Raw genomic sequence first — 20,312 nt, 5'->3', positions numbered from 1 at the left:
GTTATTCAGGCATCACCCAACTGGTGTTCTTGAATTGAGAGGGTTCGTTCAATGAAAGAGTGGGAAGTCATCTTTGCCGATCAGAAAGGCGAACCGTCCACCATGACGTTGCGGGCCGAGCACTGCCCCAGCGAAGAGGACGCCGCGCGGGCCATCCGTTCGCACCTGTTCCCGGTGATGGACGAGCTGGACCTCAACGACTTCCAGGACCGCACCATTTCCCCTACCGCCCGCTGGCTCAAGGAGCATAGCGGGGTGACCATCACCAGCATTCACGAAGCACACTGACCCACACGTTTGCGTGGTGCCTTTGCAGGCACTACGCTGGTGGAAGGTGCCTGCCTATTCTGCGGGTCGGCACCGCTTCAATTCGCGTCTTGCATCAGCTCGAACTGCCCGGCCAATGACTGCCGGCAGGTGCGTAGTGCACGGAAAGTCTATCCATTGCTTTACTCAGGAGGACGTTTCATGAGCAGCCAGAACGACGATATCAGCAGCAGCGTCCTGCGCCAGATGAAAGCAGGCGGTTTCGACTTCACCCAGATCCACCCCATCGAGTTCTATGCCGTATTCCCCGACGAAGCAGGGGCCCGCCGTGCGGCCGGGCAGTTTCGTGGTGAATCGCTCAATGCCCAGGTGACGGAGCTGGGCGACGGTGCCTGGCACCTGGAATTGAGCAAGGTCATGTATGCCACGTATGGGGGCATTGGCGACTTTGAAGATGCTTTCGAGCAGCTGGTGACACCGTATGGCGGCGAGGTAGAAGGGTGGGGGGTCAAGCACGAACGGCCAATAGCCTGAACGTCATGTGTTTTGTTCTTCGCGGGCTCGCCCGCTCCCACAGAGTACTGCACAGGATTCAAAACTTGTGCAGTCCATAATCATAATGTGGGAGCGGGCGAGCCCGCGAAGAAGCACACACTGCTCTCAAGGCCTGCGCCCAGCCATATGCCCCAGATAGGCCAACACCGCATCCAGCTCCTGCTCACTCAACACACTTTCAGCAAACCCCGGCATCTTCGCCTGCGGCCACTGCCGCAGGCTTTGCGGGTCGCGAATCAGCTTGCGCAGAAACGCCGGCTGGAAGTACTCGGTCGGGTTATGCGGCACATTCAAATCCGGCCCTACCTGCGCATCCCCCGCGCCATTGAGCCGGTGGCACGCCAGGCAGTTTTGCTGGAACAAGGCAAAACCCTGTCTCACCGGGCTGTCGGCCGGCAACTTCGGGTCGGGTAGCAGCGCCGGAAAACGCTGCTCGACCGGTGCCAGCTTGCGAAGGGTGGAAATCTGGAACGGCCACTGCTCCGGGCGAATGCCGCTGGCCTGCGGTGCGGTCCATACCAGGTAGAACGGACCCGCACTTGGCTTGCCCTGGGCCAGTGGCGGCCACGGCTTGGCCGGGTCTTCCACGGCCAGCCAGGCCTGTGCTGGCCCTTGTTGCAGCAGTGGCGCAGCAGGCATCTCGGCGGCAAAGCCATCCAGCGCCACCGCCTGCAAGTGGTCGCTGGTACTCACACCCTCCAGCAGCGTGGCCAGCGGCACTGCCCGATAATGCATGGGGCGCTTGTACGAAACGTCCTGGTCGATGCTGATATCCCGGGCCTGCGGATGGCCGAGCAGTTCGGCGCTGCTCCACTGGCGCGTGCCGGCGCCCAGCTCCAGGTGCAGTTGCGCCGCCGACAGTGGCAGGCTGAGGAACAACGCTAACAGGGCCAGGCAGTGGCGCATGGGCAATCTCCAACCATCAAGGCTGGCAGGTTACCTGTGCACTGCCCGTTGGCGCCACCGCCACTGTCAGCCGAACAAACGTGTCAGGTTCGGCAAGATCAGCAGTAAAGTCGTAGCGAAGAGAATGAGCCCAGCTTGGCGAATTTTCGATTGTCTGAACATGGCGGACCGCCTTCTTGTTGTTATTCCTGAATACCCGTTGGCTTCCTTGTCGCGCTTCGGGTCGATCGCAGTGGCACTGTGCGGTGCCTGAACTGCCTGCCTCTTGAAAGTGGATATACAACCAACAGTAGGGTGTGCGTCATCCATGTTTCAGAACCCTTTGTTCTAATTGTTCGGGTATATGATTTCGTTTTGCTATAAGGCCATGTGCCAGCCGGCTGGCATGCTCTGTCTAGACAGTGGCGCAAGTGCCAGGCGGCAGGCGACGAAATGTGACCGTTCGTCAGTGCAGCCTACTTGCTTGTACGTGCCTTTCGCGTCAGTCTCTACAGCAGATTCCCACCCATGTCGTTCAGGACTATCCCTATGTCGTTACGCATCTGCATCCTTGAAACCGATGTCCTGCGACCGGAGTTGACCGCGCAGTACCAGGGCTACGGCAGGATGTTCGAGCAGCTCTTCTCGCGTCAGCCGATCGCCGCCGAGTTTTGTGTGTACAACGTGATGAACGGCGACTACCCCGCCGACTCTGAAGTGTTCGATGCCTACCTTGTGACGGGCAGCAAGGCTGATTCGTTCGGTAGTGATCCGTGGATTCAAACGCTCAAGGCTTACTTGTTGAAGCTGTACGAGCGTGGCGAGAAGCTGTTGGGGGTGTGTTTCGGCCACCAGCTGCTGGCGTTGACCCTGGGTGGCAAGGCTGAACGTGCCGACAAGGGCTGGGGCGTGGGCATCCACCGTTATTCGCTGGCGGCGCATGCGCCGTGGATGGACCCGGAAGTGTCGGAGCTGACGTTGCTGATCAGCCATCAGGACCAGGTGACCGAATTGCCGGAGGGGGCCACGGTGATTGCTTCCAGCGATTTCTGCCCGAATGCGGCGTACCACATTCGTGACCAGGTGCTGTGCTTCCAGGGCCACCCGGAGTTCGTGCACGACTATTCCCGTGCGCTGCTTGATGCGCGCCAGGCGTTTCTGGGGGATGAGGTGTATCACAAGGCCGTGGCCAGTTTGGCCACCGAGCATCAGGGCGACCTGGTGGGGGAATGGATGATGCGCTTTATCCAGCAGCCATCAAAGGCCAGCGACAGCGCAGCATAAAGTGTTGCAGCCATTCGCGGGCACGCCCGCTCCCACAGGTACTCCACTGTGGGAGCGGGCGTGCCCGCGAAGAGGCCCTTAAAGCCAGCCCGACTTCTTGAAGCTGGCATACAACCCCGCACACCCCGCCGCAATCACCCCCAGCACCGCAAAATACCCGTAATGCCAGCTCAGCTCCGGCATATTCTGGAAGTTCATCCCGTAAACCCCGGCAATCGCCGTGGGGAATGCCAGGATCGCCGCCCAGGCTGCGAACTTGCGCTGCACGATGCTCTGGCGTGATGACTCCAGCAGCATGCCAATCTCGATGGTCTGGCTGGCGATGTCGCGGATGCTGGCCAGGTCTTCCATCTGCCGCGTCACGTGGATCTGCACATCCCTGAAATACGGGCGCATGTTCTTGTCGATGAACGGGAAGCTCAGGCGCTGCAGCTCTTCGCTCACTTCCACCATGGGCGCTACATAGCGGCGCAGGCGCAGGATGTCGCGGCGCAGGCTGTGCAGGCGGCGGATGTCGTCTTCCTGGAGCGAGCCGCCGAGCACGCTTTGCTCCAGTTCCTCGATCTCGCCATGAATGGCCTCGCTGACCGGTTGGTAGTTTTCGGTCACGAAGTCGAGCAGGGCGTACAGCACGAAGTCCTCACCGTGCTCCAGCAGCAATGGCCGCGCCTCGCAGCGTTGGCGCACCAGGGCGTAGGACTTGGAGTGGCCGTTGCGGCAGGTGATGATGTAGCCGTTGCCAGCGAAGATATGGGTTTCGATGAACTCCAGCTTGCCCTCGTGACGCACCGGCGAGTAGGTGACGATGAACAGCGCGTCGCCGAACGTTTCCAGCTTTGGCCGGCTGTGCTTTTCCAGGGCGTCTTCGATGGCCAGTTCGTGCAGGTTGAACTGGCACTGCAGGTTGGCCAGTTCCTCGGCGTTGGGCTCCTCCAGGCCGATCCACACGAAGTGCCCCGGCTTGCGCGCCCACTCGCTGCCTTCGTCGATACTGATGTTGGTGACCTTTCTGCCGGCGCTGTACACCGCCGATGCCACGACTCGCCCCATGGTTGCCCGCTTATTCCGGTTGAACACGGGTTACAGCTTGGGCCGTACCCGGCCCAAGAGCAACCCGCATCAGGCCAGCTCGTGTTCCATGCGGTCGATGCACTGCTGCATCTGCTCCCGGCACTGCTCGATCAGCGCCGGAATGTCCTGTTGGGTCATGCCGGCGGTGGCAATCGGCGGCAGCGAGCGTACGACAACCGTGCGCTGGCGCCAGCTGTTCAGGCTCATGCGTCTGGCATAGCGGCTGACGCACACCGGCACGATCGGCACGCCGGCCTCGATGGCCATGTGAAACGCGCCTTTCTTGAAGGCCAGCAACTGTTCGCCAGGGTTTCGCGTGCCTTCAGGGAAAATCCAGATCGAGGTGTCGTCTTGCAGCACCTGGGTGGTCTTGTGCAGCGCCTTGCGCGCCTGGTAAGCGTTTTTGCGGTCGATCAGCACGTTGCCGCCCAGCCAGAACAGCTGGCCGAACAGCGGGACCCAGCCCAGGCTTTTCTTGCCGATGGCCACGGTGCGTTGTGGTACCACCTGGCCCAATACGAACAGGTCGAAGTTGGACTGGTGGTTGGCAATGATCACGCAACCGGGTGGCTGGTCCCACAGCGGCCCGACCTCGGCCTTGACCTTGATGCGCATCAGCCAGGTGGCCGGCCGGCTGTAGAGGTGGGCGAACAGGCGGCTGTTGTCGGGGTTGAAGGGGCGGCACAGGCCAATGAGCAGGCCCACGGCGCCAACTACAAGGAAGTGCAGCGCCAGCAGAAGCATGCGCAACGAATAAAGCATGGTACGACTCACACCAGACAGTCGCCGGGCAGTGTACGGGTGTGCACTGGTTGGGGCAAACCTCAGTGTGAGCCTGTGCTGGCCTTTTCGCGGGCTCGCCCGCTCCCACAGGGATCGCGCTGCACCTGTGGGAGCGGGTTTACCCGCGAAGAGGCCGGCAAGGTCAGCCCATATGGTGCTGGTCCAGCTCGATCGCGTTGTCCAGCGCCTCCAGCAAGGCTTTACGCACCTTCAGCTTGGTATTCTTGTGCGCCAGCATGTTCAGCTTCTTCAACCCCCGCGCTGCCTCCAGTGCCGCTTCGTGCAACTGCTCTGCCGGCACCACCTTGTCGAGGAACCCGGCATCCACGGCCGCAACCGGGTCGAACACCTCGGCATTGATCACCGAGCGGTGGAAAGCCGAGCGACGCAGGCGGTCGCGGGCCAGTTCGATGCCGGCGTGGTGCATGGTCATGCCGATCTGCACTTCGTTCAGGCACACCTTGTACGGCCCTTCAACGCCAATGCGGTAATCGGCCGACAGCAGCAGGAACGCACCCTTGGCCACGGCATTGCCCGGGCAGGCGACCACGACCGGGAACGGGTGCGACAGCAGGCGGCGGGCGAGGGTGGAGCCGGCCGTGACCAGGCCGATGGCCTCTTTCGGGCCGCTGGTCATCACCTTGAGGTCATAACCGCCAGACAGAATGCCCGGCTGCCCGGTGATGATCACCACGGCACGTTCTTCAGTGGCGCGGTCGAGCGCGGCGTTGAAGGCAGTGATGACGTCCGGCGAGATGGCGTTGACCTTGCCGTTGTTCAGGGTCAGGGTAACGATGCCGTCTTCGGCGTGGTAGGTAATCAGCTCGCTCATGGCAGAGTCCTTTTGTTGGCGTGGCGACGACGTTACCCAGCGCCAGAGGCCAGGTAAAGCAGCAAGGCTGACTGGTCGGTCAGCGTTCACCGGGGCTCAAATGCAAATACATGAAAAAACTGAAAAAAATGCTTGCCAAAGGAAAGCGCTTTCACTAAATTAGCGCACCTCGACGGGCCGCACGGCTTGAAGAGAAACGGTGAAGTGTCCGAGTGGTCGAAGGAGCACGCCTGGAAAGTGTGTATACGAGAAATCGTATCAAGGGTTCAAATCCCTTCTTCACCGCCACATTCTGCGAAGAGCCCCCGCGCTGAAAAGCCGGGGGCTTTTTGCATTTGGGCCATTGGGGCAATGCCCAAAGGCTGCCGCGATCCCTGTGGGAGCGGGCTTGCCCGCGAACACCGGCAGAGCCGGTGCCATACACCGCGTCGCTTTCTTCGCGGGCAAGCCCGCTCCCACAGGTGTCCGCAATACGCCTAGAAGCTGATCGAAGCCGACAGCCGAGCGGTACGTGGTGCGCCCTGGAACAGGTAGTTATCCCCCAGGTAATCCCCCACATCACGCCAGTAGCGCTTGTCGAACACGTTATCCACGGTCAGCCGCAGCACCGTGTCATACCCGCCAATGCGCGTACGGTACCGGCTCCCCACATCGAACACGGTATACCCGCCAACCTCCACGTTCCCGGCCTGGCTCGCATACTTGCTGGCGCTGTAGCGCGCACCGCCCAGCAGTGCCAAGCCCGGCAGTGGAAGCGTGTACTCTGCGTGTAGCGCCGCCCGGAACCTGGGGACGTTGATTGCCTGGTGGCCTTCATAAGCATCAGTACCGCTGTTTTGTACCCGCGCCCGAATGGCCGCAGCACTGGCTTGCACTTGCAGCTTCGAAGTCACCCAGCCGCTGGCACCCAACTCAAGACCGGTGTTCTTCTGTTGGCCTTGCTGCACGTAGGTAAAATTGCCGGCCCCGTCCGGGCGGGCGTATTGGTAGGCCTGGCGGATCTGGAACAGCGCAGCGCTCAGGCTCAGGCCTTGCCAGTCGTGCTTGACGCCCAGCTCCAACTGGTGGGAGGTGGTAGGCGCAAGGATCTCGGCGGCGTTGCTGGCAAACCAGGGGGCCGTGCCGCCGGCAGACAGGCCCTTGGCGTAGCTGGCGTAAACGGTGGTGTCCGGCTGCGGCTTGTAGATAAGCGCCGCATTGGGCAGCAACTCGTATTGACGGGTATGGCGCCCGGCAACACCGGTTTCGTCCCAGGTCTTTTCATCCAGGCGCACTGCGCGCGCGCCCAGCACGGTCTGCCATTGCTCGTTGAAGCTGATGCGGTCGTTGACGAACAGGCCGTACTGACGGCTGTCCAGCCGGCGTTCGCTGGCGCCCACGGGTTTGTCGGACGGGTCGAAGGCAGGGGCGCCGGTGTAGATGTTGCCGGTACCCAGCCACTCGTTGTAGTACGGGCGCTGATCCAGCGTGCGCCGCTGCGCACTGGTGCCCACGGTCAGTTCATGCCCCACGCCCAGCGCATCGAAACGCCCGTTGAGCATGGCCTGTGCCTCATCGGTGCGGCGGGTGTCGTCGGGGCTGCGGAAGTCGTAGATGTCGTAGTCGCCATTGCTGCCAAAGAACGCGCCTTCGCTCGAACCCCAGGCGAACGCGCTGTAGTCGTCGATCACCACCTTGCTGCGCGACGCGCTCAAGGTGCCGGTCCAGGCCTCATTGAAGCGGTACTCAAAGCGCCCACCCAGGTTCAGCGAGTCGTTCTGCACCGGTTTGGCCCAGTGTTGGTAGGCCAGGCGATCGTCCGGGTCGATGTCGTGAGGCACTTCGGTACCGCCCAATAGCTGGTAACCCGGTACCGAACGCTGTTCGCGGTGCTGGTATTCGGCATCCAGTTGCAGGGTGGCGTCCGGGCTGATCTGCCAGTCGAAGGCCAGCGAGGCAAAGTCGCGCTTGCCGTCGGCGTGGTCGACGTACGAACGGATGTCTTCATGGGCCAGGTTGGCGCGCAGGCCGAACTGTTTCTCGCTGCCGAACCAGCCGCCCAGGTCGGTGGCCAGGTAGCGTTCGCCTTGTTCGTTGGTCGACACCGTGACGCTGCGCACATCCTCGGCGCGCTTGGTCACGTAGTTGATCAGGCCGCCCGGCTCCGACACGCCGCTCTGCAAGCCGGACAGGCCCTTGAGCAGTTCCACCTGTTGCTTGTTCTCCAGGGCCACGTTCTGCTCACCGGCGATGGTCTGGCCGTTGATGCGGTAGCTGCTGGCGGCATTCAGTTCGAAGCCGCGTACATTGAAGTTTTCGTAGTAGCCGATGGGGGCATAGCTTTCGCCGACGGAAGCGTCACTTTGCAGCACTTCGCTGAGCTTGCGTACCTGGCGGTCTTCCAGCAGTTGCTGGCTGAACACGCTGACCGAGGCGGGGGTGTCGAGCAAGGGCGCGGGCTGGAAACCGCCCACTGCGGCCTGGCGGGCCTGGTAGCCGTCGTGGGTGTAGGTGTCGGACACCTGCAACGGGGTCAGTAGCACACTGTCTTCGGCAAGCAGGTTCGGGCAATGCAGGGCCAGGCCCAGGCTGAGCAGGCTCAGGGGCAGGCGGGGGTGATGCGCAGGCATGCGGTGGGGCTCCTGGGGCGCGACACCTGTGGCGGCCTCTTCGCGGGCTTGCCCGCTCCCACAGGGACCGCGCCACACTCAAGGGCAGCGCTGTTCCTGTGGGAGCGGGCAAGCCCGCGAAGGGGCCGGCACAGGCCATGAAAAAGGCGGCATTTTAACAGCCGCCTTGAGCATAAAACGATCCGGGCCCCGCGATATTCAGTCCCGGTTGGCGGGCCGCTTGTGCTGCCGCCAACTGTCATCGATCTTCGACCAGGTCTTGCCGTCGGTAATGGCCATGAGCTTGCGCCCATCCTTGAACGTGGCGAGGAAGGTGGCTTCTTCCTCCTTGCCACCCAGCCACAGCCCCGCCAGCAACCCCACCGGGCCAGCCACCAGTGCACCCGCTACGCCCCAGCCCAGGGCGGTGCCCAGGCTGCGGCTGGATTCCAGGCTGGCCAGCCTGAGGTCGCTGATACGTGCCAGCGAAATGCGCTCGCCCGGGGAGGGGCTGCGCGGGGTCTTGAGTGTGAGCGATCCGTTGCGATACTCGCCTTCACCTTGCAAGAAATCGCCGGATTGCACCGTGAGTCTTGTCATAAAGTCATCCTGTCAGGGAAAGGGCATTGTCCAGCGCCTACTGAGCGCTGACCGGGCAGGCAAGTCAACGACCATGCGACGGAGGGTAGTGTGGTGCGATGTCGCGCTGGCGCCGGTCAAGCCACCTTGCGGTTGGCGAGCACCCAGGCCAGTAACGCCAGCCCGCCAATCACCAGCCCTGCCACCACGATGCCCATCCAGCCCTGGTGCTGGAACAACTGCGTGCCAAGCAACGAGCCCAGCGCCCCGCCAATGAAGTAGCAGGTGATGTAACCGGCATTCAGCCGCGTGCGTGCCTCGGGCCGCAGGGCAATCACTGCATTCTGGTTGCTCACGTGCACCAGCTGCACCGCCAGGTCGAGCATGAGCACGCCCAGCAGCAGGGCAAGCAGCGACTGCTGGGCAAACCCAAGCGGTACCCACGACAGCAACAGCACCACCAGGCCTACGGTGGTGCCCAGTGGGCCCTTGCCGCGGTCGGCCAGGCGCCCGGCCCAGTTGGCCGACAGCGCGCCGGCCGCCCCGGCGAGGCCGAACAGGCCGATGACTGCATCTGAATAGTGATACGGGCCGTTGGACAGCAGGAAGGCCAGGGGTGTCCAGAACAGGGCGAACAGGCTGAATGCCAGCAGGCCGAGCAGCGAGCGCAGGCGCAGCACCGGTTCTTCAAGGAACAGGCGGAACACCGAGCCGATCAGTGCCGGGTACTTCAGCCCGGCATGGCTGTGGTGTTGCGGCAGGCTGCGGTACAGCGCCACGGCAGTGATCGCCATCAGCACGGCGGCCAGCACATAAATGGCGCGCCAGCCGCCCAGCTCGGCCATGAAGCCCGCGGCAGTACGTGCCAGCAGGATGCCCAGCAACAGGCCGCTCATCAGCGTACCCACCGCGCGGCCACGCAAATGCGGCTCGCTGAGGGACGCGGCCATGGGCACGAGGATCTGCGCCACAACCGAGAACAGCCCGGTAAGCGCCGTGCCGAGGATCAGCCAGGGCAGGCTCGGCGCGCAGGCACTGATGACCAGGCCCAGGGTGGCAATGGCGGTCATCACGGTGATCAGCCGGCGCTGCTCGAACAGATCGCCCAGCGGCGCCAGCAGCAATAGGCCGGCGCCATAACTGAGTTGTGCGGCGATGACGATGCTGCCGGCGCTGGCGGTACTCAGGTCGAACTGTTCAGCGATGCTGTGCAGCAGCGGTTGGGCATAGTAGTTGCTGGCCACGGCCAGGCCGGTGGCGGTGGCCATCAGCAGGATCAGGGCGCGGCTGAGGGTGGGGGCGTTCATGCGGTTCTCATGGCGGGCAGTGGTAAGTGGGAGGATTATCAGGAAGTGTCTGGCATGACACCAATGTATAGTTTTCAACTTGTCCATCTAGAAAGCAGATAGATGCATGAACCTGAAGCAGCTCGAATACGCCCTTTCCGTTGCAGACACCGGTAGTTTTACCCGCGCGGCCGAGCGCTGCCATGTGGTGCAGTCGGCGCTTAGCCATCAGGTGGCGCGGCTGGAGTCGCAGCTGGGCGTCAGCCTGTTCGAGCGTAGTTCGCGACGGGTTCGCCTGACCCCTGCCGGCGAGGCTTTCGTGCTCAGCGCCCGGCCGGCGGTGGAAGCGGCCCGGCGCATTGCCGATGACGTGGCGGCGGCTTGCGGGCAGGTGCGCGGGCGACTGGCGATTGGTGAAATCAGCTCGCTCACGGCGTTGGACCTGGTCGACCTGCTGGCAGTGTTCCACGGTCGTTTCCCGGAAGTGGATGTGCGCTGGATCACGGCCAAGAGCGAATTGCTGATCGCCGATGTGATCGAGCGGCGTCTGGATGTGGGCTTTATAGGCCTGTGGCAGGGCGAGGTAGTGCAAGGTGTGCAGCATCGCTTGCTGGCCAGGGAGGAACTGGTGGCGTTGTTGCCGGTTGAGCATCGGCTTGCTGGCCATACGCAGTTGGCGTTGGCCGACCTGGCGGACGAAGTGCTGGTGGACTTTCCCGAAGGTACCGGGGCCCGGCGACAGACGGATGAGGCGTTTCAGGCGGCGGGGTTGCAGCGTCGGGTGCAGTTTGAAATCGGGCATGTGCGGTTGGTGGAGAAGTTCGTGCAGCGGGGCATGGCGGTGGGCCTTGTGCCAGAGCGGGTGGCGCAGGGCATCGGAGGTGTGGCGGTGGCGCGGCTGGTGGATGCGCCGGTGCGGCACCTGTATGCCGTGTGGTCAGCCAGCCCTACGCCGGCTGCCCGGGCATTTCTGGAGGTGATGGAGCAGAGCCTGGAACCTGAAAAGGTTTGAGCCTGTACCGGCCTCTTCGCGGGCTTGCCCGCTCCCACAGGGACCGCAGTGCGCTCAAGCTGGATGCGGTCCTTGTGGGAGCGGGCAAGCCCGCGAAGAGGCCGGCACATGCAACCTTTCAATCAGGCAGCAAACCCACCATCCACAGTCAGGCTTGCCCCGGTGATATACCCGGCTTCAGGCCCCGCCAGGTAAGCCACAAAGCTGGCAATCTCATCCGCCTCGCCATACCGCCCAATCGCCATCATCGGGATCAGGCTTTCGGCGAACTCGCCGCTGGCCGGATTCATGTCGGTGTCCACCGGCCCCGGCTGCACGTTGTTCACAGTGATGCCCTGCGGCCCCAGGTCACGCGCCATGCCGCGGGTCAGGCCAACCAGCGCCGACTTGCTCATGGCATAGGGCGCGCCACCGGCAAACGGCATGCGCTCGGCGTTGGTGCTGCCAATGTTGATGATGCGCCCGCCCTGGCCCATGTAGCGCGCTGCGGCCTGGCTGGCAACGAACACGCTGCGCACGTTCACCGCCAGCATGCGGTCGAAGTCGGCCAGGTCGAACTCGGTTACCGGTGCCACCGCCAGTACCCCGGCGTTGTTGACCAGGATATCCAGCCTGCCGAAGGCTTTGACGGCGTCGTCCACCGCCAGTTGCACGGCCGCTGCATCGGCACTGTCAGCCCGCAGGGCCAGGGCCTTGCCGCCGTTTTCGGTAATTTCCCGGGCCAGTTCTTCTGCCGGGCCTGCGGAGCTGACATAGGTGAAGGCCACCTGCGCACCTTCGCGGGCCAGGCGCCGCACGATGGCTGCACCGATGCCGCGGGAACCGCCCTGAACCAGGGCTACTTTGCCTTCGAGTGTAAGTTGCTTGGACATGCTGATCTCCTGCTGGAAGCCAGGCCGAAATGCCTTGGATGGGCGCAGTATCGGCGCTTGATTACCTGCTGATAAGATGGCAATCACTATCTGCAGAGTAAACCTTTGGTTGTTGATCATGGCGATGGAATCGTTCAACGCGTTGGAATGCTTCATCCGCAGTGCCGAGGTCGGCAGCTTTGCCGAGGCCGCCAGGCGCCTGAGCATCACCCCGGCCGCCGTAGGCAAGCACGTTGCCCAGTTGGAGGCGCGCCTGGGCGTGCGGTTGTTCCAGCGTAGTACCCGCAAGCTGACCTTGACTGAGGCGGGGCAGCGTTTTCTGGGTGAAGTCAGCGACAGTTTCCGCACCATCCAGTACGCGGTGGCCAACCTGGCCAGTGCCGAGGGGCAGCCGGCCGGTTTGTTGCGGGTGAGCATGGGCACGGTGTTCGGGCGGTTGTACGTGTTGCCGTTGCTGGGCGAATTCTTGCGCCGCTACCCGGCCATTACCCCGGACTGGCATTTTGACAACCGCCAGGTGGACCTGATCGGCCAAGGCTTCGACGCCGCGATTGGCGGTGGTTTTGAACTGCCGCCTGGCGTGGTGGCGCGCAAGCTGACCCCGGCGCACCGGGTACTGGTGGCGGCGCCAGGCTATCTACAGCGGCACGCGCCGATTGCCGACCCAGAGGTGCTGCAACGCCACGACGGCATCTTGATCCGCTCACCGCAGACGGGGCGGGTGCGTTCGTGGCCTTTGACCAGCCGCTGGCAGGCGCAGCGGCCGTTGCAGCTGCGCCAGGCGATGACCATGAGCGACTCCGATGCGGCGTGTGTGGTGGCCGGGCAAGGCTTGGGGATTGCACTGGTGAGCCTGCCGTTTGCCGTGCCGTACCTGCAAAGCGGGCGGTTGCAGCGGGTTTTGCCGGACTGGTATGTGGATGATGGGCATATCAGCCTGTACTTTGCCGAGCACAAGCTGATGCCGGGCAAGACCCGGGCGTTTATCGATTTTGTGGTGGAGCAGTTTGCCGAGCAGGGGTTGGCGGGGCGGTTCGATGCCTTGCAGGCCCTTTAGATTCGTATTGCCTGAACTGGCCTCTTCGCGGGCAAGCCCGCTCCCACAGGGACTACACAAGACACAAGGTTAGCGCTGCTCCTGTGGGAGCGGGCTTGCCCGCGAAGAGGCCAGTTCAGACAACATCAACAATGAACAATACCTGTGCGCCCAGGCTCACCTCATCATCGATCTTCTTGCCCATCAGTTGCTGCCCCAGTGGCGAGCGCGGGGTAATCACGGTCACCAACCCGTCGCCCTCGCCAATCTTCAGCCCTGCCGCTTCCGGCCCGAGGAACAGCAGGCGCTGGCCGCCGTCCTGATCTTCCAGGCATACCAGGTTGCTCACCTGCACCCCACGCGCCGGGTCATAATCACGCAGCAGCAGTTGCTGGTAGATCAGCAGCGCCTGGCGAATCTCTGCACTGCGCCGGGCCTGGCCGGTGGCCAGGTACGAGGCTTCCAGGCCCAGGGTGTCGTACTTGTTCTCGGCAATGTTCTCTTCGGCGGTGGCGGCCTCGTAGGCGGTTTGCGCCGCGCGGGTCAGCACGTCCAGGTCATGCGCGAGGGTGGCGACGATCTGCGCCAGCAAGTGGGGCTTGTCCATGGTCAGTAACAGAACTCCAGCACGTTGGCCTGGCTTTTATCGGTGGGCGCCGTGCGGTTCTGCTGCAGCCAGAACTGGCACTTGGGGTTGTTGAGGTTGCGCGGGTTGCCCTGGGCAGCTTCGGCGGCCTGTTGCTGTTCCTGCTTGTGCAGGATGTCCTTGTAGCGGTCGAACATCTCGGCTTGGGCATCCCTGGCCGGGGCTGCTGCCTGCGCCGGTGCTGGCTGATAGACGCTGGGGGGCAGGGCCTGGGCCAGCGGCTGCACCTGCTGCGGCCACAACAACAGCGCCAGCCAGGCACTCGCTACAATGGCCACCGCGCCCAGCCACAGGCCAAAGGCAACGCACAGGATCAACGGCAACGGCTTGAGGGTGATCTTCAGTTCACGGTGGCGGGGCATGGCAGCCTCCTGGCAGGGTCGGTCAGGGTGCATTGTCGCATGCGCCTGGGCATTTTTCCCCGCGGGTGCTTTTGTCAGCGACAATTTATGCGCAAAATTCGCGGTTTTTGCACCCGCACAGGAGGGGCACATGAAAGCCACCTGGGACATCTTCTGCAGTGTCGTCGATAACTACGGTGATATCGGCGTGACCTGGCGCCTGGCCCGGCAGTTGGTGGCCGAACATGGCTTGGCGGTGCGCCTGTGGGTGGATGACCTCAACGCATTCACGCCGCTGTGCCCAGAGGCTGATGCCACCCTCGCGCAGCAGAGGCAGCAGGGCGTGGAGGTGCGCCAGTGGCCGGCGGCCTGGTTGCCGGTAGCGCCGGCCGATGTGGTGATTGGCGCGTTCGCCTGCCAGTTGCCGGCACCGTACGTAGAAGCCATGCGTGCCTGCGCCACGCCGCCACGCTGGCTGAACCTCGAATACCTCAGTGCCGAGGACTGGGTAGAAGGCTGCCATGGTTTGCCTTCGCCGCAGCCCGATGGCCTGCGCAAGGTGTTTTTCTTCCCCGGCTTTACCGAAAAGACTGGTGGCCTGCTGCGTGAAGGCTCGCTGCTGGCGCGGCGTGACGCGTTCCAGCAGGGGGGCCGGCAGGCCTTCTTGCAGCAGCTTGGGGTAAACCCCGAAGCGGGGGCGTTGCTGGTTTCGCTGTTCGCCTACGAAAATCCGCAGCTGGGTAGTTGGCTTGATGCCCTGGCCACGGGCGAGCAACCTTGCCACCTGCTGGTGCCGCAGGGGCGCGTCGTTGCCGGGCTCAGCCAGTGGCTTGGCGAGGCACCGCTGCCAGTGGGCAGCGTGCGCAAGCGCGGGGCGCTGACCGTGCAGGTACTACCTTTCGTCAGCCAGGACGACTACGACCGGTTGTTGTGGAGTTGCGATTTCAACGCGGTGCGTGGCGAAGACTCGTTCGTGCGTGCGCAGTGGGCCGGGCAGCCGATGCTGTGGCACATCTATGTGCAGGACGAGAACGCCCACTGGGAAAAGCTCGAAGCGTTTCTCGCACATTATCGACGCGGCCTGTCGGACGGCGCCGATGCCGCCCTGCTCGGGCTGTGGCGGGCCTGGAACATGAATCGCGACATGGCGCCGGCCTGGCGGGCGGCCCGCCGGCATTGGCCGGAACTGCAGCAGCATGCCCGGCTTTGGGCGGCGCGACAGGCCGCTCAGCCGGACCTTGCCACAGCGCTAGTACACTTTTGCCGAAATTCGCTATGATACGCGGCCTCGATTTTTATAAATCCATCCAGATTCGGATACTTCGTAATGAAAACTGGTAAAGAACTGAAACCCGGTACCGTCCTGCGCATCGACAACGATCCGTGGCTGGTTCAAAAAGCTGAGTTCACCAAGTCGGGCCGTAACAGCGCGATCATGAAGACCAAGCTGAAGAACCTGCTGACCGGCTACAAGACCGAAACCGTATACGGTGCGGACGACAAGCTGGACGACGTGATCCTGGATCGCAAAGAAGCGACCCTGTCGTTCATCAGCGGTGACTCGTACACCTTCATGGACACCACCGACTACACCATGTACGAACTGAACGCCGAAGACATCGACGCCGTTCTGCCGTACATCGAAGAAGGCATGGAAGACATCTGCGAAGCCGTGTTCTTCGAAGGCCGCCTGGTATCGGTTGAACTGCCGACCACCATCAGCCGTCAGGTTGTCTACACCGAGAACGCTGCTCGCGGCGACACCTCGGGCAAGGTCATGAAGCCTGCCAAACTGAAGAACGGTACCGAGATCCAGGTTGCCGACTTCATCCAGATCGACGAGTGGATCGACATCGACACTCGCGACAACAGCTTCAAAGGCCGCTCCAAGAAGTAATCCTTCTTGTGAAACGCAAAAACCCGGCCTTGGCCGGGTTTTTTGTGCCTGTGATTTACACCGTCACGTGCAGGCGTACATCCACATTGCCGCGGGTGGCGTTGGAGTACGGGCAGACCTTGTGCGCTTTTTCCACCAGTGCTTCGGCATCGGCCTGGGCCAGGCCGGGCAGGTTGATGTGCAAGTCGATATCCAGGCCGAAACCGCCCGGGATCTGGCCGATGCCCACCTTCGCGGTGATCGAGGCATCTGCCGGCAGGGCTTTCTTCTCTTGCCCGGCTACGAATTTAAGTGCGCCGATGAAGCAGGCCGAGTAACCGGCGGCGAACATCTGCTCAGGGTTGGTGCCGTCACCGCCAGCGCCACCCAGTTCCTTGGGGGTGCTCAGCTTGACGTCCAGCTTGCCGTCGCTGGAGCGGGATTTGCCGTCGCGCCCACCGGTGGAGGTAGCTTCTGCGATGTACAGCGGAGTGACCTTTTGCATCTGGAGCCTCGCTAATGTGCTGTGCGCTTCCTGTTTGGGATGGCGCGGGTTGGTGTGGGATTTAAATTAGCGCGCAATTAGTTAGTGCGCAAGATAAATCTTCGCCGCTCATCCGAACGGCCATGGCACAGCTTAGCTGTCAGAGGTTTTTTTGCAGGTTCTCGCGCAGGTTCAGCAGCTCCGCCTGCAGTTGCTGCAACTGCTCAAGGCTTCGCCCGCTGGCCTTGAGAATGCACTGTGGCACCTCTTTGGCTTGCTGCTGCAGGGCACGGCCTTTGTCGGTCAGCTGCACCATAACCACGCGTTCGTCTTCGCGGCTGCGGTTGCGTTGCAACAGGCCTTCGCTTTCCAGGCGCTTGAGCAGCGGGGTCAGCGAGCCGGGGTCGGTGAGCAGGTGCTGGCTGATTTCGCCCACGGTCAGGCCGTCACGCTCCCACAGCACGAGCATGGCCAGGTACTGCGGGTAGGTCAGGCCTAATGCTTGCAACAGCGGCTTGTAGACCTTGGTCATCAGCAACGAGGTGGAGTGCAGGGCGAAACAGACCTGGTTGTCCAGCAGCAGCTCGTCACAGGAGGCTTGGGTGTCGGCGTTCATGCAGGTCCTTGAAGGTAATAATGGATAATTCTGGCTCGCTGATCATTAGTGCGCGCACTACTCGCGCAGTTCACTGCGCAAGGCCAGGTCCCAGGGTGGCACCGGGCTGAAGCGGCTCTTGAGGAATTCGAGCAGCAAACGGCTGCGAGAGTTCGTTTCATGTTCCAGGCGTAACGCGTAAATGCCGCTGGACTCGGCTGCGGGCAGGCCGGCGTCGCAAAACAACGGTACCAGTTCGCCGCGCAACAGGTATTCGCTGATCAGCCAGGTGGGCAGGTGGGCAACCCCTAAGCCGGCGAGGGCGCCGAACAGCAGGGTTTCGGCATTGTTGGCGGCCATGCGCATGCGCGCGGGGCGGTACAGGCGGGTTTGCCCGGCCACGTTGAAGCGCCAGGCGAACGGCGGTGCCAGGCCGTCCCAGTCCAGGCCGTCGTGCCCGGGCAGTTCGCTGGGGCAAGTGGGCATGCCGCGGCTGGCCAGGTAGGCCGGGCTGGCACAGGCAATGCGCACCATGTAGGCCAGCGGTGTGGCGACCAGGCGGGTGTCGGCCAAGGGCCCGGCGCGCAGCACCAGGTCGACTTCGCCCAGGTGGCTGCCATGCAGGTCGACGAAACTGTCGATCAGGCGCAGCTGTACGTCCAGCCCCGGGTAGGCCACCAGGAAGTCGGCGATGGCCGGGGCCAGGTGGCGACGGCCGAACGCGGCCGGGGCGTCGATGCGAATCAGCCCTTCCGGTGCGTTGCTCAGCGATACCGCCTCGGCCCGGGCCAGGCGCAGTTCCTCGATGATGCGCCTGGCCCGTTCGGCAAATGCATTGCCCGCTGGAGTGGCGCGCACCGCGTGGGTGCTGCGGGTGAACAGGCGGCTGCCGACGGCGTTTTCCAGGTTGTCGATGCGCCGGGCCACGGCGGACGGAGTCAGTGGGTGGCGACGGGCGGCGGCAGAAAAGCTGCCGGTCTCCAGCACATCGAGGAACAGGCTCAGCTGGTCGGTAAGGGTATCGGGGCTCATGGTTGCCTTGCTTTTGCGAAAAACGCATAGCCATTGTGCGCTGCTGTGCGTTTCCCTGCCAGCCTGCAATCGTTAGCATGCTCGCATTAAGCAAACAGGCGGATGAGGCCCTGATGATCGAGTGGTTGTTGTATATCGTGCTGGGTGCTGCCCTGGGCACCATGGGGGGCTTGTTCGGTATTGGTGGCGGGCTGATTGCGATTCCGGCGTTGGGCGTGTTGTTTGGTCTGGACCAGCAACTGGCGCAGGGCACGGCGCTGGTGATGGTGGTGCCGAACGTGCTGCTGGCGTTGTGGCGTTATCACCAGCGCAACCGTATCGAGTTGCGCCATGCGCTACCGCTGTCGGCGTGCAGCTTCCTGTTCGCCTGGTTGGGTTCGATCTGGGCGGTAGGGCTGGATGCGCATTCAATGCGTTTGGGTTTTGTCGGCTTTCTGGTGGCCCTGGCGGTGTGGAACGTGGCGCGGATGTTCATGAAGGTGTCGCCGCCCAGTGCCGAGCTGCGTTATGCCTGGCCGTGGCTGGGCGTGCTGGGCAGTTTTGCCGGCACCATGGGCGGCTTGTTCGGGGTGGGCGGCGCGGTGGTGGCCACACCGATCCTGACCAGTGTGTTCGGCACTACACAAGTGGTGGCGCAGGGGTTGTCGCTGGCGCTGGCGGCGCCGAGTACCTTGGTGACCTTGGTGACGTATGGGGTGCACCAGAGTGTTGACTGGGGGGTGGGGATTCCGTTGGCTGTCGGTGGGCTGCTTAGCATCAGCTGGGGAGTGAAGCTGGCCCATGCGTTGCCGGAGAAGGTGTTGCGGGCGATGTTCTGCGTGTTTTTGGTGGTGTGTGCGGTGATGCTGGGGTTCGAACTTTGAGAATTTGGGGCTGCTTTGCAGCCCATCGCCGGCAAGCCAGCTCCCACAGGTACCCCACAATGCTCGGGCCTGTGATCACCCTGTGGGAGCTGGCTTGCCGGCGATGGGGTGCGAAGCGCCCCCGGCTTACTTGAACCCTTCAACGATATAGTCGGCCATGCAGTCAGTAATCGGCGAAGGGTTCTGGGTACTGCGCACCAGCATCACACTGGCCACCGGCAGCTGCGGCAGCCCATCCTGTTCACCCAATATGCGGATATTCCCGCCAATCAGGCTTTGCAACTGTGCAGTCACCGCCAACCCCGCCGTGACAATGGCAAAGATCGCCGCCAGGCTTGGGCTGGTATACGCAATGCGGTAATCGATGCCCTGCGCCTCAAGCGCATTGCACGTCCAGGCGCGGCAGAAACAATCAGTGTTGAACAACGCCACAGGCATTGGCCGCTGCTCTTGCGGGCAAAAGCCTTCGGCGGCGGCCCACACCAGGCGTTCCTGGCGCAGCAGCTGGCCAATCTCGTTGCCCGGCTCGCGGGTGACGATGGTCAGGTCCAGGTCCTGGCGCAGCATCAGCTGTTTGGACGAATCACAATGCACCTCCACCTGGACCAGCGGGTAGGCCTGGGCAAAGCTCGACAGAATGGTCGGCAAAAAGCGCATGGCGTAGTCGTCCGGCGTGCCGATGCGCACCAGCCCGACCATGTGCGGCATGCGCAGGGTGTTGAACACCTCTCCATGTAGTTTGAGGATGCGCCGGGCATAGCCCAGCAACACCTGGCCCTCGGCGGTGAGCCTTACCTGGCGGCCGTCACGCTCGAACAGCTGGCGTTGCAGAATGTCCTCCTCCAGGCGTTTCATCTGCATGCTCACCGCCGACTGGGTGCGGTTGACCACTTCGCCGGCGCGGGTGAAGCCGCCTTGCTCGGCGATGGCGACGAAGGTGCGCAGTACGTCCGCATCGAGGCTCTGGTACTGGGACATTGCATCAATCTCCGAGATGCATCGCATCAGAAACATTCGTTGGATTGATCTTAAGCCCGGCGCGAGACTGAAGCCATCCAACACGGAGGGCTTCACGATGAAAGGTCATGTCAGCAGCATCCAGCAACCTGCCTTTTCCCTGAACCACCTGTGGCATGCGGCCGTGCAGCGCCCGGCGCGCTGGCTGCAACTGTACCGACAGCGCCAGGAGCTGGCCCGCCTCAGTGATGCGACCTTGCACGACCTGGGGTTGAGCAGGGCGGATATCCAGCAAGAGGCCGAGCGGCATTTTTGGGATGACCCGCTGAGGAAGTGAGTTGGGGCCTGAAGGTGCCTGGCGGGGGATTTTCACCGCCTGTGAGATCGAGCGCCGCCCGCGCGGCGCTTCGCGGGGCAAGCCCGCTCCCACATTTGTTGCAACGTGGCCATGCCTGTGGGAGAGGCGTT

At 63.0% G+C, this 20,312-nt stretch carries 23 protein-coding genes and 1 tRNA gene; 10 read left to right on the top strand and 14 right to left on the bottom strand.

The annotated features are described in order from the left end of the window. Positions 1-51 precede the first annotated feature (51 nt). Both ACIQUI_RS27080 and ACIQUI_RS27075 read left to right on the top strand, forming a co-directional pair. Positions 52-288, top strand: coding sequence for a hypothetical protein (locus ACIQUI_RS27080; protein ID WP_391126745.1), 237 nt, complete (start codon positions 52-54; stop codon positions 286-288). Between the two features lie 180 nt (positions 289-468). Next, positions 469-801 carry a ribonuclease E inhibitor RraB gene (locus ACIQUI_RS27075; protein WP_391126742.1) on the top strand — a complete coding sequence of 111 codons (333 nt, stop codon included), beginning with the start codon at positions 469-471 and terminating at the stop codon, positions 799-801. A 126-nt stretch (positions 802-927) separates the two neighbouring features. Here ACIQUI_RS27075 and ACIQUI_RS27070 read toward each other — a convergent pair whose 3' ends face one another. Next, positions 928-1,728, bottom strand: coding sequence for a c-type cytochrome (locus tag ACIQUI_RS27070; RefSeq protein WP_403203905.1), 801 nt, complete (start codon positions 1,726-1,728; stop codon positions 928-930). A 528-nt stretch (positions 1,729-2,256) separates the two neighbouring features. On the opposite strand from ACIQUI_RS27070, the gene ACIQUI_RS27065 reads away from it, so the two are divergent. Next, positions 2,257-2,991, top strand: coding sequence for an amidotransferase (locus ACIQUI_RS27065; protein ID WP_403203902.1), 735 nt, complete (start codon positions 2,257-2,259; stop codon positions 2,989-2,991). A gap of 78 nt (positions 2,992-3,069) precedes the next feature. Here ACIQUI_RS27065 and ACIQUI_RS27060 read toward each other — a convergent pair whose 3' ends face one another. The 3 genes from ACIQUI_RS27060 to ACIQUI_RS27050 form a co-directional block, all read right to left on the bottom strand. After that, positions 3,070-4,041, bottom strand: a complete 972-nt coding sequence (locus ACIQUI_RS27060) for a magnesium and cobalt transport protein CorA (protein WP_403203900.1) — start codon at positions 4,039-4,041, stop codon at positions 3,070-3,072. A gap of 69 nt (positions 4,042-4,110) precedes the next feature. Then, a complete protein-coding gene (locus tag ACIQUI_RS27055) occupies positions 4,111-4,824 on the bottom strand; it encodes a lysophospholipid acyltransferase family protein (protein ID WP_403203898.1) in 714 nt (237 codons plus the stop codon). Positions 4,825-4,987: 163 nt separating this feature from the next. After that, complete coding sequence (locus ACIQUI_RS27050; RefSeq protein WP_403203896.1) at positions 4,988-5,677, bottom strand: crotonase/enoyl-CoA hydratase family protein; 690 nt, start codon at positions 5,675-5,677, stop codon at positions 4,988-4,990. Between the two features lie 198 nt (positions 5,678-5,875). On the opposite strand from ACIQUI_RS27050, the gene ACIQUI_RS27045 reads away from it, so the two are divergent. Next, positions 5,876-5,965, top strand: a tRNA-Ser gene (locus ACIQUI_RS27045). 188 nt (positions 5,966-6,153) lie between these two features. Here the strand turns inward: ACIQUI_RS27045 and ACIQUI_RS27040 are convergent. From ACIQUI_RS27040 to ACIQUI_RS27030, 3 genes are all read right to left on the bottom strand, one after another. Then, on the bottom strand, positions 6,154-8,286 hold the full coding sequence (locus tag ACIQUI_RS27040) for a TonB-dependent siderophore receptor (RefSeq protein WP_403203894.1): 2,133 nt from the start codon (positions 8,284-8,286) through the stop codon (positions 6,154-6,156). Positions 8,287-8,484: 198 nt separating this feature from the next. Next, positions 8,485-8,865: a hypothetical protein gene (locus ACIQUI_RS27035; RefSeq protein WP_403203892.1), complete on the bottom strand. Its 381-nt coding sequence runs from the start codon at positions 8,863-8,865 to the stop codon at positions 8,485-8,487. Positions 8,866-8,981: 116 nt separating this feature from the next. After that, positions 8,982-10,151 carry an MFS transporter gene (locus tag ACIQUI_RS27030; protein ID WP_403203890.1) on the bottom strand — a complete coding sequence of 390 codons (1,170 nt, stop codon included), beginning with the start codon at positions 10,149-10,151 and terminating at the stop codon, positions 8,982-8,984. Positions 10,152-10,257: 106 nt separating this feature from the next. Between ACIQUI_RS27030 and ACIQUI_RS27025 the strand changes: the two genes are divergently transcribed. Further along, complete coding sequence (locus tag ACIQUI_RS27025; RefSeq protein WP_403203888.1) at positions 10,258-11,142, top strand: LysR family transcriptional regulator; 885 nt, start codon at positions 10,258-10,260, stop codon at positions 11,140-11,142. A gap of 122 nt (positions 11,143-11,264) precedes the next feature. On the opposite strand, the gene ACIQUI_RS27020 is transcribed toward ACIQUI_RS27025, so the two are convergent. Further along, a complete protein-coding gene (locus tag ACIQUI_RS27020; RefSeq protein WP_391126716.1) occupies positions 11,265-12,014 on the bottom strand; it encodes an SDR family oxidoreductase in 750 nt (249 codons plus the stop codon). A 118-nt stretch (positions 12,015-12,132) separates the two neighbouring features. On the opposite strand from ACIQUI_RS27020, the gene ACIQUI_RS27015 reads away from it, so the two are divergent. Next, positions 12,133-13,071: a LysR family transcriptional regulator gene (locus ACIQUI_RS27015; RefSeq protein ID WP_403203886.1), complete on the top strand. Its 939-nt coding sequence runs from the start codon at positions 12,133-12,135 to the stop codon at positions 13,069-13,071. 115 nt (positions 13,072-13,186) lie between these two features. Here ACIQUI_RS27015 and ACIQUI_RS27010 read toward each other — a convergent pair whose 3' ends face one another. Together ACIQUI_RS27010 and ACIQUI_RS27005 are read right to left on the bottom strand one after the other, a co-directional pair. Further along, complete coding sequence (locus ACIQUI_RS27010) at positions 13,187-13,657, bottom strand: transcription elongation factor GreAB (protein WP_403203882.1); 471 nt, start codon at positions 13,655-13,657, stop codon at positions 13,187-13,189. 2 nt (positions 13,658-13,659) lie between these two features. Next, entirely contained in the window at positions 13,660-14,058 is a 399-nt protein-coding gene (locus ACIQUI_RS27005) for a hypothetical protein (RefSeq protein ID WP_403203880.1), read from the bottom strand. Between the two features lie 130 nt (positions 14,059-14,188). On the opposite strand from ACIQUI_RS27005, the gene earP reads away from it, so the two are divergent. Together earP and efp are read left to right on the top strand one after the other, a co-directional pair. Then, positions 14,189-15,316: an elongation factor P maturation arginine rhamnosyltransferase EarP gene (earP, locus tag ACIQUI_RS27000; RefSeq protein WP_403203878.1), complete on the top strand. Its 1,128-nt coding sequence runs from the start codon at positions 14,189-14,191 to the stop codon at positions 15,314-15,316. 48 nt (positions 15,317-15,364) lie between these two features. Further along, the gene (efp, locus tag ACIQUI_RS26995) at positions 15,365-15,934 is read left to right on the top strand and encodes an elongation factor P (protein WP_012271109.1); all 570 of its coding nucleotides are present in this window, start codon (positions 15,365-15,367) and stop codon (positions 15,932-15,934) included. A gap of 55 nt (positions 15,935-15,989) precedes the next feature. Here the strand turns inward: efp and ACIQUI_RS26990 are convergent, their stop codons facing one another. The 3 genes from ACIQUI_RS26990 to ACIQUI_RS26980 all read right to left on the bottom strand — a co-directional run bounded on the left by ACIQUI_RS26990 (position 15,990) and on the right by ACIQUI_RS26980 (position 18,024). Next, complete coding sequence (locus tag ACIQUI_RS26990; RefSeq protein ID WP_403203876.1) at positions 15,990-16,418, bottom strand: organic hydroperoxide resistance protein; 429 nt, start codon at positions 16,416-16,418, stop codon at positions 15,990-15,992. Between the two features lie 139 nt (positions 16,419-16,557). Further along, the gene (locus ACIQUI_RS26985) at positions 16,558-17,013 is read right to left on the bottom strand and encodes a transcriptional regulator, SarA/Rot family (RefSeq protein ID WP_391126695.1); all 456 of its coding nucleotides are present in this window, start codon (positions 17,011-17,013) and stop codon (positions 16,558-16,560) included. Positions 17,014-17,070: 57 nt separating this feature from the next. Then, positions 17,071-18,024 (bottom strand): LysR family transcriptional regulator, encoded by a 954-nt coding sequence (locus ACIQUI_RS26980; protein ID WP_403203873.1) that lies wholly within the window; start codon positions 18,022-18,024, stop codon positions 17,071-17,073. Positions 18,025-18,137: 113 nt separating this feature from the next. Between ACIQUI_RS26980 and ACIQUI_RS26975 the strand changes: the two genes are divergently transcribed. Beyond that, positions 18,138-18,887, top strand: coding sequence for a sulfite exporter TauE/SafE family protein (locus tag ACIQUI_RS26975; RefSeq protein WP_403203932.1), 750 nt, complete (start codon positions 18,138-18,140; stop codon positions 18,885-18,887). A gap of 126 nt (positions 18,888-19,013) precedes the next feature. Here the strand turns inward: ACIQUI_RS26975 and ACIQUI_RS26970 are convergent, their stop codons facing one another. Further along, on the bottom strand, positions 19,014-19,865 hold the full coding sequence (locus ACIQUI_RS26970) for a LysR substrate-binding domain-containing protein (RefSeq protein WP_403203871.1): 852 nt from the start codon (positions 19,863-19,865) through the stop codon (positions 19,014-19,016). Positions 19,866-19,962: 97 nt separating this feature from the next. Between ACIQUI_RS26970 and ACIQUI_RS26965 the strand changes: the two genes are divergently transcribed. Next, positions 19,963-20,181 (top strand): DUF1127 domain-containing protein, encoded by a 219-nt coding sequence (locus tag ACIQUI_RS26965; RefSeq protein WP_403203869.1) that lies wholly within the window; start codon positions 19,963-19,965, stop codon positions 20,179-20,181. The last annotated feature ends 131 nt before the right edge of the window (positions 20,182-20,312 follow it).

Source organism: Pseudomonas sp. NPDC090592 (genome assembly GCF_044769185.1).
GTDB lineage: Bacteria > Pseudomonadota > Gammaproteobacteria > Pseudomonadales > Pseudomonadaceae > Aquipseudomonas.
The sequence above is the reverse complement of the archived record's forward strand: the minus strand, read 5'-3'. Positions and strand labels throughout refer to the sequence as shown.

What these genes read in the sequence shown, in the direction of transcription:
- ACIQUI_RS26980 (WP_403203873.1), bottom strand. Translation starts at nt 18,024, where the DNA reads ATGAGCCCCGATACCCTTACCGACCAGCTGAGCCTGTTCCTCGATGTG.
- ACIQUI_RS26965 (WP_403203869.1), top strand. Translation starts at nt 19,963, where the DNA reads ATGAAAGGTCATGTCAGCAGCATCCAGCAACCTGCCTTTTCCCTGAAC.
- ACIQUI_RS26975 (WP_403203932.1), top strand. Translation starts at nt 18,138, where the DNA reads ATGATCGAGTGGTTGTTGTATATCGTGCTGGGTGCTGCCCTGGGCACC.
- earP (WP_403203878.1), top strand. Translation starts at nt 14,189, where the DNA reads ATGAAAGCCACCTGGGACATCTTCTGCAGTGTCGTCGATAACTACGGT.
- ACIQUI_RS27065 (WP_403203902.1), top strand. Translation starts at nt 2,257, where the DNA reads ATGTCGTTACGCATCTGCATCCTTGAAACCGATGTCCTGCGACCGGAG.
- ACIQUI_RS27070 (WP_403203905.1), bottom strand. Translation starts at nt 1,728, where the DNA reads ATGCGCCACTGCCTGGCCCTGTTAGCGTTGTTCCTCAGCCTGCCACTG.
- ACIQUI_RS27025 (WP_403203888.1), top strand. Translation starts at nt 10,258, where the DNA reads ATGAACCTGAAGCAGCTCGAATACGCCCTTTCCGTTGCAGACACCGGT.
- ACIQUI_RS27060 (WP_403203900.1), bottom strand. Translation starts at nt 4,041, where the DNA reads ATGGGGCGAGTCGTGGCATCGGCGGTGTACAGCGCCGGCAGAAAGGTC.
- ACIQUI_RS27010 (WP_403203882.1), bottom strand. Translation starts at nt 13,657, where the DNA reads ATGGACAAGCCCCACTTGCTGGCGCAGATCGTCGCCACCCTCGCGCAT.
- ACIQUI_RS27015 (WP_403203886.1), top strand. Translation starts at nt 12,133, where the DNA reads ATGGCGATGGAATCGTTCAACGCGTTGGAATGCTTCATCCGCAGTGCC.
- ACIQUI_RS27055 (WP_403203898.1), bottom strand. Translation starts at nt 4,824, where the DNA reads ATGCTTTATTCGTTGCGCATGCTTCTGCTGGCGCTGCACTTCCTTGTA.
- ACIQUI_RS27035 (WP_403203892.1), bottom strand. Translation starts at nt 8,865, where the DNA reads ATGACAAGACTCACGGTGCAATCCGGCGATTTCTTGCAAGGTGAAGGC.
- ACIQUI_RS27020 (WP_391126716.1), bottom strand. Translation starts at nt 12,014, where the DNA reads ATGTCCAAGCAACTTACACTCGAAGGCAAAGTAGCCCTGGTTCAGGGC.
- ACIQUI_RS27040 (WP_403203894.1), bottom strand. Translation starts at nt 8,286, where the DNA reads ATGCCTGCGCATCACCCCCGCCTGCCCCTGAGCCTGCTCAGCCTGGGC.
- ACIQUI_RS27030 (WP_403203890.1), bottom strand. Translation starts at nt 10,151, where the DNA reads ATGAACGCCCCCACCCTCAGCCGCGCCCTGATCCTGCTGATGGCCACC.
- ACIQUI_RS27005 (WP_403203880.1), bottom strand. Translation starts at nt 14,058, where the DNA reads ATGCCCCGCCACCGTGAACTGAAGATCACCCTCAAGCCGTTGCCGTTG.
- efp (WP_012271109.1), top strand. Translation starts at nt 15,365, where the DNA reads ATGAAAACTGGTAAAGAACTGAAACCCGGTACCGTCCTGCGCATCGAC.
- ACIQUI_RS26970 (WP_403203871.1), bottom strand. Translation starts at nt 19,865, where the DNA reads ATGTCCCAGTACCAGAGCCTCGATGCGGACGTACTGCGCACCTTCGTC.
- ACIQUI_RS27080 (WP_391126745.1), top strand. Translation starts at nt 52, where the DNA reads ATGAAAGAGTGGGAAGTCATCTTTGCCGATCAGAAAGGCGAACCGTCC.
- ACIQUI_RS26990 (WP_403203876.1), bottom strand. Translation starts at nt 16,418, where the DNA reads ATGCAAAAGGTCACTCCGCTGTACATCGCAGAAGCTACCTCCACCGGT.
- ACIQUI_RS27075 (WP_391126742.1), top strand. Translation starts at nt 469, where the DNA reads ATGAGCAGCCAGAACGACGATATCAGCAGCAGCGTCCTGCGCCAGATG.
- ACIQUI_RS27050 (WP_403203896.1), bottom strand. Translation starts at nt 5,677, where the DNA reads ATGAGCGAGCTGATTACCTACCACGCCGAAGACGGCATCGTTACCCTG.
- ACIQUI_RS26985 (WP_391126695.1), bottom strand. Translation starts at nt 17,013, where the DNA reads ATGAACGCCGACACCCAAGCCTCCTGTGACGAGCTGCTGCTGGACAAC.